12 protein-coding genes are annotated in these 14421 nt (G+C 45.4%); 7 read left to right on the top strand and 5 right to left on the bottom strand.

The genetic code is table 11. The annotated features are described in order from the left end of the window. Positions 1 to 179: 179 nt before the first annotated feature. Positions 180 to 1307 (bottom strand): DUF3747 domain-containing protein, encoded by a 1128-nt coding sequence (locus tag IM515_RS02205; protein WP_287628901.1) that lies wholly within the window; start codon positions 1305 to 1307, stop codon positions 180 to 182. Between the two features lie 154 nt (positions 1308 to 1461). Between IM515_RS02205 and murD the strand changes: the two genes are divergently transcribed. The 4 genes from murD (at position 1462) to mdh (ending at position 7187) form a co-directional block, all read left to right on the top strand. Then, entirely contained in the window at positions 1462 to 2811 is a 1350-nt protein-coding gene (murD, locus tag IM515_RS02200; RefSeq protein WP_287628902.1) for a UDP-N-acetylmuramoyl-L-alanine--D-glutamate ligase, read from the top strand. A gap of 203 nt (positions 2812 to 3014) precedes the next feature. Beyond that, positions 3015 to 5666, top strand: a complete 2652-nt coding sequence (locus tag IM515_RS02195) for a glycoside hydrolase family 10-like protein (protein WP_287628903.1) — start codon at positions 3015 to 3017, stop codon at positions 5664 to 5666. Positions 5667 to 5968: 302 nt separating this feature from the next. Further along, a complete protein-coding gene (locus IM515_RS02190; protein ID WP_002782591.1) occupies positions 5969 to 6184 on the top strand; it encodes an NAD(P)H-quinone oxidoreductase subunit O in 216 nt (71 codons plus the stop codon). A 25-nt stretch (positions 6185 to 6209) separates the two neighbouring features. Then, positions 6210 to 7187 carry a malate dehydrogenase gene (mdh, locus tag IM515_RS02185; protein ID WP_002786991.1) on the top strand — a complete coding sequence of 326 codons (978 nt, stop codon included), beginning with the start codon at positions 6210 to 6212 and terminating at the stop codon, positions 7185 to 7187. Here the strand turns inward: mdh and IM515_RS02180 are convergent, their stop codons facing one another. The 3 genes from IM515_RS02180 to psaM form a co-directional block, all read right to left on the bottom strand. After that, positions 7188 to 8315 carry a THUMP domain-containing class I SAM-dependent RNA methyltransferase gene (locus IM515_RS02180; protein ID WP_002766109.1) on the bottom strand — a complete coding sequence of 376 codons (1128 nt, stop codon included), beginning with the start codon at positions 8313 to 8315 and terminating at the stop codon, positions 7188 to 7190. It abuts the gene before it with no gap. A 589-nt stretch (positions 8316 to 8904) separates the two neighbouring features. Next, positions 8905 to 9255, bottom strand: a complete 351-nt coding sequence (locus IM515_RS02175; RefSeq protein ID WP_287628905.1) for a slr1601 family putative cell division protein — start codon at positions 9253 to 9255, stop codon at positions 8905 to 8907. Positions 9256 to 9470: 215 nt separating this feature from the next. Beyond that, positions 9471 to 9563 (bottom strand): photosystem I reaction center subunit XII, encoded by a 93-nt coding sequence (psaM, locus tag IM515_RS02170; protein WP_012264462.1) that lies wholly within the window; start codon positions 9561 to 9563, stop codon positions 9471 to 9473. 188 nt (positions 9564 to 9751) lie between these two features. On the opposite strand from psaM, the gene IM515_RS02165 reads away from it, so the two are divergent. Further along, positions 9752 to 10471, top strand: a complete 720-nt coding sequence (locus IM515_RS02165) for a TerC family protein (RefSeq protein ID WP_002766104.1) — start codon at positions 9752 to 9754, stop codon at positions 10469 to 10471. Between the two features lie 122 nt (positions 10472 to 10593). Next, positions 10594 to 11091: a thiol-disulfide oxidoreductase DCC family protein gene (locus IM515_RS02160; protein WP_287628906.1), complete on the top strand. Its 498-nt coding sequence runs from the start codon at positions 10594 to 10596 to the stop codon at positions 11089 to 11091. 370 nt (positions 11092 to 11461) lie between these two features. Here IM515_RS02160 and IM515_RS02155 read toward each other — a convergent pair whose 3' ends face one another. Beyond that, positions 11462 to 13090: a phosphatase PAP2 family protein gene (locus tag IM515_RS02155; protein WP_287697845.1), complete on the bottom strand. Its 1629-nt coding sequence runs from the start codon at positions 13088 to 13090 to the stop codon at positions 11462 to 11464. On the opposite strand from IM515_RS02155, the gene IM515_RS02150 reads away from it, so the two are divergent. Beyond that, the gene (locus IM515_RS02150) at positions 13074 to 13337 is read left to right on the top strand and encodes a hypothetical protein (RefSeq protein WP_287628908.1); all 264 of its coding nucleotides are present in this window, start codon (positions 13074 to 13076) and stop codon (positions 13335 to 13337) included. The genes IM515_RS02155 and IM515_RS02150 overlap by 17 nt on opposite strands. The last annotated feature ends 1084 nt before the right edge of the window (positions 13338 to 14421 follow it).

The following is a 14421-nucleotide window of genomic DNA, read 5'->3' as shown; positions in this document are numbered from 1 at the left end:
CCCCTTTCCCCATTTCCCCATTTCCCCATTTCCCCATTTCCCCATTTCCCCATTTCCCCATTTCCCCATTTCCCCATTTCCCCATTTCCCCATTTCCCCATTTCCCCATTTCCCCATTTCCCCATTTCCCCATTTCCCCTATCCACTCTCTGTTCCCCGTTACGCAGTTCCAGCGTTCCCTAAAATGGTACGATCGATCCGCGCAGGGGGGCAAGACTTTGTAAAGCGTTTTCAGCCTTATCACGACTGCTAAACGCGCCTATTTGCCAGACGGAACGACCTTTGTAGGAAGTGGGGAAAGCGTCGGGATAGATAGAACGAACTTTGCTGCGATCGCTCTCGGTTTTAGCTTCAATTACTACTTTAAAACCTTTGCGGCCACTATTGCTCATATTACCACTACTGGGATTAGCAGCTGGTCGATTAAAAGTAATCACATCCGATAAACTTCTCTGATTGCCTAGGTTGCGCGGCGGCGGTGGTGGTACAATTGCATTATTATTCTGGGAATTGGGAGGAGTTAGGGGGGGTAAATTAGGGGTAACGGTCGGCTGTGGGGTAAAATTTGACTCTGGTACTCGATTAGTGACCCCTGGCTGAGGATTGCTCTCTACTGCTGTTTCTGCAGCGGTAAAGGTATATTCTCGCACTTCGGGATTAGCGGAAGGATTAACCGGTGTTTCTGCTTTGACGGATTCTCTGGGGGGGGGTGTGGGGGGGATAGACGATTGGGTACCCGCGAGTAATTCCGGGGGAGGATTGAAACTGGGACTATCGGCAGTTAGATAGATATGACTGAGATTTTGACCGGCTAGACTGCGTTTAGTAAAGCGCCAGCCATCGATGAGGTAAATTTGCATTAAACCGGTCCCTAAACCTTTTGTCCGTCCAATAATTACCTCCGATTGTCTGGGATTGCGGGGGGTTCCCACGAGGACTAATTCCCCGTTGCGTTGTACGATACGCAGCAGGTATTCTAAACCGTAATCTTCGCCCTGAATGCGAAGGGAATAACCGTTACTGTCGGTAGCCCGTTCACAACTGCCGGTAAAATCGAAATCGAGCAGCAGAGGCTGAACAATGGTCGGTTCTGTGCCATTTACCGCCCAACATTGGCGTTTACCGGGGATTTGTTGCAAAATCAGTAAATCGTATTTACCGTTACCGTAGGGTCGGGCAATAGCGATAAAATCCTCTTGATTAACTTCTCTTTGTTCAAAGAGAGTTGCTTGACTCGGTGTAGTCAGGAGACAACCCCCCAGAAGTGAAAACAGTAGGGTAAATTTTAGGGATGATTTTAGATTCATAAATAAGGAGCCTTGTTATGGAGATCGTACTTGCATTTATTTTATCGATCTAGACGCAAGCCAGAGAATTTTGTTTTCAAAGGAAGAGACTCGACCTAATCCACAGTAGGATAGAGATTGCTAAAAATTGACTCTTGAGTAGAGTGGCAACAAGATGGCGAAAGCGGCGATTATTGGATTGGGAAGATCGGGAATAGCAGCGGCAAGATGCTTAAAACGGGATGGTTGGCAGGTGACATTAAGCGATCGCTCCGATTCTCCCGGTTTACAAGCACTGCAAACCAATCTGGAAAGGGAAGGAATTATTGTCAATCTTGGTCAAAATCTCAGTCTAGAGGCTTCAGACTTACCTAATCTTATCGTGGTTAGCCCCGGGGTGCCTTGGGATGCCCCAATTTTAATTACTGCCAGAGAAAAAGGCATCGAGACGATCGGAGAATTAGAATTAGCTTGGCGTTATCTGCAATCTTTTCCTTGGTTGGGGATTACGGGAACTAACGGCAAAACCACCACCACCGCCCTCTGTGCCGCTATTTTTCAAAAAGCGGGGTTAAATGCCCCTTCCTGCGGTAATATCGGCTATGCTGCCTGTGAATTGGCTTTAAAAGCCGATAAATACGATTGGATTATTGCGGAGATTAGTAGTTATCAGATCGAGTCCAGTCGGGATTTATCGCCGAAAATCGGCATCTGGACAACTTTTACCCCCGATCACCTCAGTCGTCATCAAACCCTGGAAAATTATTATCAGATTAAAGCCTCTTTACTGCAAAGAAGCGATCGCCAAATCCTCAACGGTGATGATCCCTATCTGCGTCAAATCGGTGTTAGTCAATGGCAACAAGCTTACTGGACTTCTGTGAAAGGCAAAGATGCGCTTTTGGGCGATCCTAGTCGTGGTGTTTATCTGCAAGATAACTGGATCGTGGCTTTTGGGGAATTAATTGCCCCGGTTAATCTCCTGAAAATGGTGGGCAGTCACAATCAGCAGAATTTGCTTATGGCTGTGGCCGCCGCTAGATTGGCAGGAATCGAGAAAAAAGCCATTACTGAAGCGATCGCCACTTTCCCCGGGGTTGCCCATCGCTTAGAGTATATTTGTACTTATAAAGGACTAGACTTTATCAATGATAGTAAAGCAACTAACTACGATGCCGCCGCAGTGGGCTTAAAATCCGTCCCTAGTCCAGCGATTTTAATTGCGGGGGGAGAAGCGAAAGCAGGGGATGATCGGGCTTGGATCGCTGAAATTAAGGCAAAAGTCGCCACTGTGCTGCTGATTGGTGACGCTGCCGCCGATTTTGCCCGTCGTTTACAGTCAGCAGGTTATCAAGATTATGAATGTGTAGAAACGATGGACAGGGCAGTTCAACGCGCGGCTGAACTAGGAACAGCAAAAGAGGCTAAAGTGGTGTTATTATCCCCCGCTTGCGCTAGTTTTGACCAATACCAAAGTTTTGAACATCGCGGCGATCACTTTCGGCAATTGTCCTTACAGTTATAGGGAGATGGGGAAGTGGGGGAATGGGGAAGTGGGGGAATGGGGAAGTGGGGGAATGGGGAAGTGGGGAATTTCAACTAAAACCCTAACACCCTAAAACCATGGTGCCGACGACTAAGACGCAATTTTTGTTGCCAAAGATACTCTTTTTTGGCTAAGTTGGGTAAGATCAGGAGAAGTTAACCAAAAAATTAAGAGAAAAAAACGTGCTGGGATCGTCCTTCCATCTTGATCATCTTTTTAAAAAGCCCCTAATTGCCTGTCTTTTGTCCTGTGTGGGTGTCTTGCTGCCGATCCCAGTTTTAGCGACACCGGTGGCAGTGTTAAAAAGTCAAGAAAATGCCAATCAATGGACAGCTATCACCGAACGTTTGCAAAATGTCGGGGTTAATTACTGTATTCTCCAGAGTAATCAGTGGCAAAGCGACGCGGATTTAAATAAAATTAAGGTTCTAATCATCCCCAACGTTGAGACTATTTCCGGTTTACAAGCTGGTGTCTTGAGTCGTTGGCTGAATCGCGGTGGTAAAATTATTGTCACCGGTCCGGCGGGAAATCTTTCGGAACCTGCTGTGCGGAATCAACTGCGATCGCTATTTGGGGCTTACTGGGCCTATCCCCACTCCCAAGCTTACACCCTGCGGCCGACTAATTTAGGTGAACTGAAAAACCAAAAACCTTTAGCCAGCAGTCTCCTCGGTGGCGTGGTTATCCCCACGGGAGTTAATAGCCAAACCGTCGCCGTTTGGGGGGCGCGCAATAATCCCCCCGCCGTTGTCCTCAATAATAACTCGATCTTTCTCGGTTGGCGCTGGGGCAGCGATGCCGTCGCTAATCTCGCCCTCGATAGTGCTTGGCTAGAAACCGCTCTGCAACGCTACGGCATTAATCGCAGTTCTTCTCCTAGCACAATTGCGCCCTATTGTCAAGGGCAATCAACAATAGTTAATAATATTAATAATACCCCAACAGCGATCTTGCGTAGCGATCGCTTTGCAATCGCACCCCGTCGCCCTCTACCCCAGATTGCAGAAAATCCCCCCAGTGAAACAGCGAGATTAAGTCCGAATACCGAGGCAATTCCCCCCAGAGCGAGCCTAACTTCTCAACAAATTAGCCAGATGACGGCGGAATTGCAGGGATTAATCGGGCGTTATGGGGCGACTCTCTTAGCTTTAGAAGCCAGTAATAATAACACTTTAACTACTGATAAATCCTTAGCACAAGCATTTCATAATCGTGGGAAAAATTCCAGCGCATCAGATACAGCTAGACGATTCCGTTTAGTCCTAGAAAATGCCCAAGGAACCTTAAATAATTTTCAGAATTTAATCGCCCAGGGTTCCTATACGCAAGCGCGGGAATTTTGGTTACAAGCGCGGCGAAGTCTTTGGGATAATTATCCCACTAATCGACAATTTGCCCAACCAGAAATACGGGCAATGTGGTTAGATCGAGGCACGATCGTACAAGCTAAAAACGAGGAGGATTTAGCTAAAGTATTCGATCGCATGGCGGCAGCGGGTATTAATGTGGTCTTTTTCGAGACAGTTAATGCTAGTTATACTATTTATCCCAGTCAAGTTGCCCCCGAACAAAACCCTTTAACTAGAGGTTGGGATCCCCTCAAAGTTGCCGTTAAATTAGCCCATGAACGCAATATGGAAATCCACGCCTGGGTGTGGGTTTTTGCGGCGGCTAATCAAGCTCATAATAAAGTATTAGAGCAACCATTAGATTATCTCGGTCCAGTTTTATCCCGTAATCCCGATTGGGGGGCAACTAATAAAAGTGGTGGTTCTTTTGATTACAGTCAAGGCACGAAAAAAGCCTTTTTTGATCCTGCTAATCCCGACCTACAGAACTATCTTTTATCTCTTTACGAGGAGATTGTCAAAAATTACGATGTGGATGGCTTGCAGTTAGATTATATTCGCTATCCCTTCCAGAGTCAAGATTCTAATCAAACCTATGGTTATGGTAAATCCAGCCGTTGGTTATTTAAACAAATGACGGGAGTTGATCCCATTACTTTAAATCCCCGGGGTGCTTTATGGGAACAATGGACTAGCTTTAAAATCCGTCAGGTTGATACTTTTGTTTCGCAGGTTTCTACTCGTTTAAAACAGATTCGCCCCCAATTAAAAATGTCGGCAGCGGTGTTTCCCCTAGAACAAAAAGAACGATTATATCGTATTCAACAAAACTGGGAGGAGTGGGGACAAAATCAATGGATAGACCTGATCTTTTTAATGACTTATGCTCTCGATACAGGGACTTTAGAAGATAAAACTAAGTCTTTATTTGATCGGCAAATAGCAGGAAATGCTCTGATTATACCCGGTATCCGTCTGTTAAAAGTACCCGATCAAGTCATGATAGATCAACTACAATTTATTCGCAATCTTCCCACTTCGGGATTCGCTCTTTTTGCCACAGAAAATCTCAATCCCAACCTGCAAACAATTCTGAATCGCATTCAGGGATCGATAATTACGAAAAAAGCCGAACCTTTACCCCACCGTCAACCCTTCAAAACGGCAGCATCGCGGTTTAATTTCCTGCGTCAAGAGTGGAGTTTTTTAATAACGAATAATTTATGGGCAATGGAAGAAGGAACCTTAAAAACTTGGGGGCAAGAAGTGGACGAAATGGCTAATTTATTAGAGCAATTAGCTAATAATCCCAGCCCTCGCAATTTGACTTTAACTCAAAATGCCTTAAAGCGATTTAGCTATCAATTTAAATCTGTGATGTCCAGACAAAAGGATTTATCTGCCTATCAAATACAGGTCTGGGAAAATCGCCTCGCAACCCTAGAACGTCTCTTAAGTTATGGTCAAAGGGTTGAGTTTTAATTAGGGTTTACTGAAAAAGTTTGTCGGTGGAGACAGGAGACAGGAGATAAGTAGGTGGGTGGAATTAAATATAAGATGAACGTAGGTTGGGTTGAAGCATGAAACCCAACGCCCGCTCATGTTACGCTACCGCTAACCCATCCTACAAATAATTGAGCCTCCCTACTTAGGAGATTATTTTATTTATTCTCCCCACACCCCACACCCCACACCCCACACCCCACACCCCCTCTTGTCAGAGGCCTGCCCGAATATGTAACAATTTATGGAAGAAACCCCCAAGCAAATTTAACGAGAAAAACATGGCAGCTACAATTAAGAAAGGAGCTTTAGTCCGCGTGGTGACGGGAAACCTAGAAAATAGCCTCGAAGCCCTAGCCAGCGATCGCCGTTTACCCAGTTATATGTTCAACTCGACAGCAGAAGTCTTGGATGTAAAAGATGATTACGCTTTGATTAAATTCTATGTTCCTACCCCCAGTGTGTGGCTAAAGCTCGAACAACTGGAACCCGCCTGATGAGGAATTGCCTCATCCATAAACCATGGTTGACTTCTACGATACACCCCTCCCCTGTCAATCGCCCCGAGTCTCGGTTATTGGTGCCGGCAACGTCGGACGCACCCTGGCCCAACGCATCGCCGAAAAAAACCTCGCCGATGTGGTTCTCCTCGATATCGTCAATGGTTTGCCCCAGGGTATTGCCCTAGATTTGATGGAAGCTCAGGGTATAGAACTGCACGACAGCGAGATTATCGGCACTAATAACTACGAAGACACGGCAGGTTCGGATATTGTCGTGATTACGGCTGGATTAGCCAGAAAACCGGGCATGAGTCGCGATGACCTCATGAATGTTAACGCCAAAATTGTCGTCGAGGCCGCCACTAAATGCCTCAAGTATTCTCCGGAAGCCATTTTTATCGTCATCACCAATCCCCTGGATGTGATGACCTATCTAGTCTGGCAAGCGACCGGTTTACCCCCCCAAAGAGTGATGGGAATGGCCGGGGTCCTCGATTCTTCCCGTTTACAAACCTTTATCGCCATGGAATTGGGGGTTAGTACCGCCGACGTTCATGCTATGGTTTTGGGTGGTCACGGTGATTTAATGTTGCCCTTACCCCGTTACTGCACCGTCAGTGGTGTGCCGATTACCGAATTAATGGACGAGATGACGATTAATCGTTTAGTGGAGAGAACTCGCAACGGTGGGGCTGAAATCGTCAAATTACTGCAAACTGGCGGCGCTTATTACGCCCCTGCTTCCTCTGCCTGTACCATGGTCGAGACGATATTGAGAAATCAATCCCGTTTACTGCCGGCGGCAGCCTATCTCAAGGGTGAATACGGTTTACAGGATGTTTATCTGGGGGTTCCCTGTCGCCTAGGCTGTCGGGGTGTGGAAAGTATTCTGGAAGTGCGTTTGACCGATGCTGAACGTCTGGATCTACACACTTCCGCTGCCTCAGTTCGTCAAAATGTTCATTTAGCGCTTGACAGTCTCAAGGTTTTGATGTAGTTAATACAACTCATATTTTAAGAGGGTACAGGGCAAAGAACCGTTATACAAGGGAGTGCGACGGGAAGAACGCAGACCGATTTGTTTAGTCAGTTCTTTGTTTCCCGATAAAATATAGGCTGTCCAACCCTTAAACCTCTGTTTTAAGACATCACCGAAGGATTTATATAAAGCCCCTAATTCTTCGGTATTGCCCAATCTTTTGCCGTAAGGGGGATTACAGAGAATAATCCCTCGATCGCTCGTCGGTTCTAAGTCGGTGATGCTTTGCAAGCTAAAATTAATATAGTCCTGCACTTGACAAAAATAGGCATTATCCTCGGCCTGATGCAAAACCTCATAATCGGCATCACTAGCATAAATTGGCGCATTTAGCTGAAATTTTTGTTTTTCTTTAGCTTCCTGAAGCAAAGATTGCCATAAATCCGGTTGATAGTCTGGCCATTTCTGAAATCCGAACTGGGAACGGGATAAACCGGGGGCAATATTTAAAGCTTTTAACGTCGCTTCGATGACAATGGTTCCCGAACCACAGAAAGGGTCCAAAAGCGCCATATCATCCTGCCATGCCGATAATTCTACCAAAGCAGCGGCGAGACTTTCTTTCAGAGGTGCGACTCCCATGGCCCGATGATACCCGCGACGATGCAAACTGTGGCCAGAACTATCTAAACTAAGCACACAGCGATTCTTCTCGATATGAGCGTTAATTTGCAGGTCGGGGTTTTCTGTATCCACAAAGGAACGGGGATTGCCCTGTTGACGCTGTTGGTCGATAATAGCGTTTTTGATGCTTAAAGCGGTGTAATGGGTGTGATTGAGGCGATCGTTCGTTCCCGTACATTGTACCGCTAAAGTTTCCTCACTGCTGAGATAATCGCGCCAATCAATGGCTTGAATGCCATCATATAGTTCCTTCCCATCCCCACAGGGAATTTCGGCAATGGGAACCAAAACCCGAAAAATAATTCTTGACCAAAGATTGACTCGATAGAGTAGGGAGATATCCCCCTGAAAATGGACTCCGGTGAATACTGGTTTCACTTCTTTGGCCCCTAGGAATTCTAATTCCCTAGCGGCAATTTCTTCTAGTCCCCTAGCGGTAGTAGCAAAATAGGATCGAGTCATTTCAGTTATCAGTTATCAGTTATCAGTTATCAGTTATCAGTTATCAGTTATCAGGTTTCAGTGACTAGCGCCGGTCGTTGGTAGCTTGAAATCAGAAAGATTTTAATTTTTATCCCCTTGTAAATTCCCGATCTGATTCGCTCAAGTCAGTTAAAATGGGTGCATCTCATATTCGTGACTTTCTCTCACCTATAGGTGAGCAGCAGCAGCAGTTAAGTAGGTGGGTAGAATTAAATATAAGATGAACGTAGGTTGGGTTGAAGCATGAAACCCAACGCCCGATTATGTTACGCTACCGCTAACCCATCCTACAAATAATTGTGCCTCCCTACTTATTCAAAGAGGGCGAATGCAATTCGCCCCGACAATAATATTTATTATCGCGCCAATGGTAGGGGCGCACCGCGTGCGCCCAAAATGTCCTATAGATATTTCTTCAAAATTCAGATGCACCCATAACAATCCTCTTTTGTCAAGGCAGAAATGCTTAAGAATTGTGTCGCTGTGGTCATTAGTTTTATCCCGACTCTGTGGATATCTCCTCTCCCCTAGAGTCTTAACAAGTAATTGAGATGCACGGGCAGCTAATCTACTGAGAAACCCAAAAAATGCGTCTTTGATTAGGATCCCGTCGGGGACTTTGTTCCCCCATCACTTGCCGCGCTTGACTAGGATCAAAGCTGCGAGTAAATTGATCCCGCAATTGATTGACGCGTTCCTCCTTTTCTTGGGCTGCCAAACGCACTTCTTCCAGTTTTGCCTGTTGCATCTGTTGGTAGGGTAACAAACGAGCGATCGCAAAAACCGCCGTGATGGAAATGGCGCTATAGGCAATAATTCGCAGCCAAATCTCGATAACTTGCCAGTTTTGGGATTTATTGCCGCTTTTTGGCTTTTTTTGTGGTTTTTTGTTGGTTTGGTTTCGTGTTCGTGCGGTCATAGATTGGGGGTTGGGGAGTGGGGTAATGGGGAATTGGGGTAGTGGGGAGATGGGGTAGTGGGGAGATGGGGTAGTGGGGAATTTAGCTGAAATTTCCCTATCACCCTAAATCCCTATCACCCTAAATCCCTATCCCCTAGTTTAAGATACAAAAAACCCCAATCAGTCTATCCTATAGCTAGGTTAGACGGGATCAGGGTTTATTGAAAGCGACTTTACTTATAAAGTTCCGTCGCTAGACGAAAAGCCAAAATCCCGGGGATTAAAGCAATTACCAGAGCGACTAGAACTTGAGTATCAGAAAGCATTGCTGATTATCTCCTCATAAAGATATTCATCCAATACTTTCCGACATCATCGGGGTTCTCTGCATCATTTCGTTACAAGACTTCATATCTCCCCCCCCGATGACGGTTATCTCCCCTAGAAAAGAAAGCTGTAAAAGCGTTAAGCTGGAGTATTGCCATGATTACATTTATTTTTACCTGCGGCCTCAATGTTAGACTCGCTCCTTGATTCATCTCTAACCCTTAGTCTAAAAACCCCGTTAATTCTGTTGGTTCTCATTGCCCTAGAAGCGGTATTATCAGCAGATAACGCCATTGCTCTCGCTTCCATAGCACAGGGATTAGGAGATCATCAGCGTCAACGTCAGGCCTTGAATATTGGCTTAGTTTTCGCCTATATTCTCCGTATGATCTTGATTCTTACCGCCACCTGGGTGGTTAAATACTGGCAGTTTGAACTTTTGGGAGCAGTATATTTGCTATGGTTAGTCTTTAATTACTTTGCCTCCCCTGAAGACAAGGACCACACCCATCATAGTCTCAAGTTTCAATCTCTCTGGCAAGCTATCCCCCTAATTGCCGTTACTGATTTAGCTTTTTCCCTCGATAGTGTCACCACCTCCATCGCCGTGGCCGATGATACTTGGTTGATCCTGCTTGGTGGTACGATCGGAGTAGTTACCCTGCGCTTTATGGCGGGTTTATTTATTCGCTGGTTAGAGGAATACACCCACCTAGAAGATGCTGGTTTTGTCACCGTCGGTTTGGTGGGTTTAAGATTGTTGTTGCGGGTGATTAGTCCCGATTTTGTGCCGCCGGAATGGATTATGATCAGTTTAATTGCTATCCTCTTTGCTTGGGGTTTCTCAAAACGCAACGATCGAGAACCAATAGAGAGTGATACCATCCAATCTGATGAATTGCCATAAAATAATCATCAGGAGTCAGGAGATTATTTTTATTTATTCTCCCCACTTCCCCACTTCCCCACTCCCTACTTCTCAACCCCTCACTAATTACCGACCACTGAAAAGAGAATCCCTAGAATATCATGTCATCTTTGCCGACTCCATCTGCTGATACCTTAGAAAATTCTACTCGATCGCCCTCTTGGAAAATTAAACTCCTCTACGATGGAGAATGTCCCCTCTGCTTGCGCGAGGTCAATTTTCTGCAAAAACGGGATGCTGGGAGAGGATTAGTTGCTTTTGTCGATATTGCCGATGAAAACTATAATCCGGAGGAAAATGGCGGTATTTCCTTCGCGGCAGCCATGGGACGAATCCACGCCGTACTAGCCGATGGTACTATTCTCCAAAATGTGGAAGTGTTTCGCCAAGTCTATGACATTTTAGGCATTGGTTGGATTTATGCCGCTACCAAATGGCCGGTTATTGGGTTTCTAGTGGATATTATCTATGAAATTTGGGCTTCTTGGCGATTAACCTTAACCGGAAGACCGAATTTACCAACAATCTTAGCAGAGCGTCAAAAACGTCTGGAATGCAACGCATCAAATCGTTGTTCTCAGTCAGTTAAAATCTCCTAAAAAAATAGGGAGTATTTAACTCCCTAGTAGGGATATTCTGTTGGTGATCTAACTAGGGTTTGCTGAATAAAGCTAAAAACCTTGTTGGATAATATCTTTAGGCTTTTTTGAAATCAAAAAGTGCCAGGGATTGGAGTGATTGGGGGGAAAATCCCTGGACTTTTTCCCTGAAAATTAGGTAAGTAGGTAGGTGGAATTAAATATAAGATGAACGTAGGTTGGGTTGAAGCATGAAACCCAACGCCCGACCATGTTACGCTACCGCTAACCCATCCTACAAATAATTGTTCCTCCCTACTTAATTGACTCCCTGAAAATGGGTAAAACCCCACACCCAACCCCCAGGAAAAACTTTTTCAGCAGACCCTATTTAGACAATCGGCTGAAAGACACTTGTCGCAACAAAATCGCCAACAGCTATCCCCATGTTAAAAGAATCAATACAAGCTTCCCGGACGTGAACTCCGCCATAAATACGGCTGAGGGCATCTTCCATTCCCGCTTGATAGAAGCTATTGAAATTACGAACGACATCGGGAAGTTCTTGGGAGACAGCACTAAACACATAGTTTTCACCAAAATACTTGGTCATCACTCCAGCAAATGCTCCCCCCATGGCGGAATGCCCTGACATATAATCCGGGAAAGGCGGCGAATTAACCCCCATTAATGTTGACAGCAAGGATTCCCAATTGGGATCGCCCACCGTAGAAGTTAGCCCGTCATTATTAGCTGCAAATCCTCCGGCAATTACGTCATCAGGGCGAGGTTGGAGTTCAGTGTATTTCTCTTTCCAAGCGACGATTACCGCATCTGCCAGCGCGGTATTTAATGCAGCAAATAAGCTGGCATCTTCTTGCAAGGTATTGCCCTCACGCACGGCAATTTCTTGAGCAATTTGGTTTAATTGACCGTAGGGACGGAAGGTATCAGCCCGGTCATAGGCCCAGAAAACAGCCATTTCTGCCTGGTCTGCATTGCGTAAAGTGGTCGTGAGAGCAGTGTTTTGCAATCCACCATAGAGCCGGACTTCTTCAATTTCTTGGGCATACAATGTAGGATTTGTGTTAGGACGGCCATTAAGAGTCACATCAAGTTGTTTTTGCGAGACAAACTGGTCAATTTTGCCAATTGTCCAAGGAGTTACCCCACCCCAGTTGGCACCGAGTGCTACCCCAGCAGTGGGTCCTACGGTTTCTGGTGTCCAGACATAGTTTCCCGACGGCGCAGTGAAAGGCGTATTGTTGCTGGAACCATCATTAGCGCGTAAATTGAGGCTCTGATTGCCTACTAAAATGCCAAAATTAAAACCCCTGCTTTCAGCGGTGGCACTGTCCTGAATCTCCGCCAGAGAATTGGCTACTTGCTGTGAGAGCAAGCTATTTTGTCCAGGTAATTGAGTAGAGAGAACTCGATAGGCCGCACCAACTACCGCCGCCTCCAACGAGGTATTTGTTGGTGCGTTCACATTTACAGCGTAGGAGGGATATAAAGTGTTGAAGGCCTGGACCGTATCATAGACGGCAGTAGAAACCAAGGCCATTAAGCGAGAACCCACTGTCGGCCCAACTCCCCGCCCTGCTTTTCCCTCGGCTTGAATCGCATTTAATGCGATCGCATTCCAGTCGATGATGGCATTAGTATTGAGTCCCGATACTAATTTACTGGTGACATTATTGGTTTCCAGTTCTTCGGTAATTTGGGTATTGGCATCAACTTGAGCGATGAGAAAGTAAGCCCCCGGAGCGATGACTGAAGTATTGTTTTGATACTGTAAGTTTAGGGTGACTGACTGCCCGGCGTTTAGGTCTAAGTTGGTACTAACACTGGTGAGTAAGGCATCGTTACTGTCAATCTCACCGTCAGTGGAAATGTAGAGTTTAACAGTACTGGAACCACGGGCGATCGCCTGTCCTTGATTGGTGACAATTACCTGTGCATTCCCCAGAGCGCCGAAGTTAACCGTACTTGGCAAAGTAATCGTGCCAAAACTGCCCACTAAATCTGGTAGTGAGACACTTGAGCTAAGACTTGAGGTAGAAGTTGAGGCAAGACTTGAGGTAGAAGTTGAGGCAAGACTTGAGGTAGAAGTTGAGGCAAGACGTGAGGTAGAAGTTGAGGCAAGAGGTGAGGTAGAAGTTGAGGTAGGACTTGAGGTAGGACTTGAGGTAGGACTTGAGGTAGAAGTTGAGGTAAGACTTGTTGAATTTTGGTTATTGCCATTGTTTGGTATCGTTCCTCCCTGAGTAGCAAGTCCAATGTCACCTAAAAAATTAACTTGATTCAAAAGCGCGCTTAAATCTCCTAGGGAGAGAAGATTTAAGTTTTTGTTACCGACAAACTTTTTTAGCGACTCATCAATCTTACTGGATGCTTTAGTAACATCTGGTATTTTCTCGTTCTCAGGTACTTTCTTCTGATCATCAACGGGTTTTTTTGGTGATGACTGGGCGGTAGTTATAAGAGTGGTTGAACTCATGGGCAATAAGTTAGAAAAGACTAAAGGCATTCAAGACAGAAAGTATCGAAGCTTAACTTGTTATTGCGCTCCAGAACCAAACCGATGTCACCGTCAGTAGAAATTTACAGCTTGACAGCACAAGCACCGCTGGTGATCAGCTGTCCTTGATGGGCGACAATTACCTGTGCATTTCCTTGATCTGTTTGACAAGGTGGACAAAACGGGAATCGTAGTGGCAATTCAAACTTGAGTTTTGCGATACAACTGAGTGAGCCTACTCACCTAGCCTAACTCATGGAATCCATAAATCACTAAAATTTTACATTTCTGAACGTAGATTTTTATCGATGGATAAAATAGATCCATTTCAGATAAGTCTATTGACATGATTATAGGTTCTTCGTTACTTGGTCTGGTTCGATAGGGGGGCATAAATCGACTAAATCCTTATCTGGCAAGAGACTTAATTGATTAGTTCGCTCTAGAGCAAAAACAATTGACAAAAATCGCTAAATGCCTTTCTATATAAGGGTTCCATTCGGTTCTTCGTTACGGCGATCACCTGTACTTTTGAAAATGGTGACAAAACGGGAATCATCGGCACAATTCAAACTTGAGTTTTGCGACTACCTGAGTGATCTAACTCACACAGCTTCAATCATGCAATCCATAAGGTCAATCAATTGTTACGTCTTTAGTCATAGATTTTTATCTATGGATGAAATTATCGTCATCGGAAATTTTGGGTCTGAAACCCCGCCGTTCTAGGTTGGCTTTACGTTAGAATTAAAAGGCCAGTCTCGAAAACCAAGTGGACGGCGCAGCACCTTGAAAACTCGGCTTAGGGGGTTCCGACCAGAAAAGCTTGG

Origin of the sequence: Microcystis sp. M44BS1, from assembly GCF_020244875.1 — a bacterium.
GTDB classification, from domain to species: domain Bacteria; phylum Cyanobacteriota; class Cyanobacteriia; order Cyanobacteriales; family Microcystaceae; genus Microcystis; species Microcystis panniformis.
This window is presented reverse-complemented; position numbering and strand designations above follow the sequence as displayed.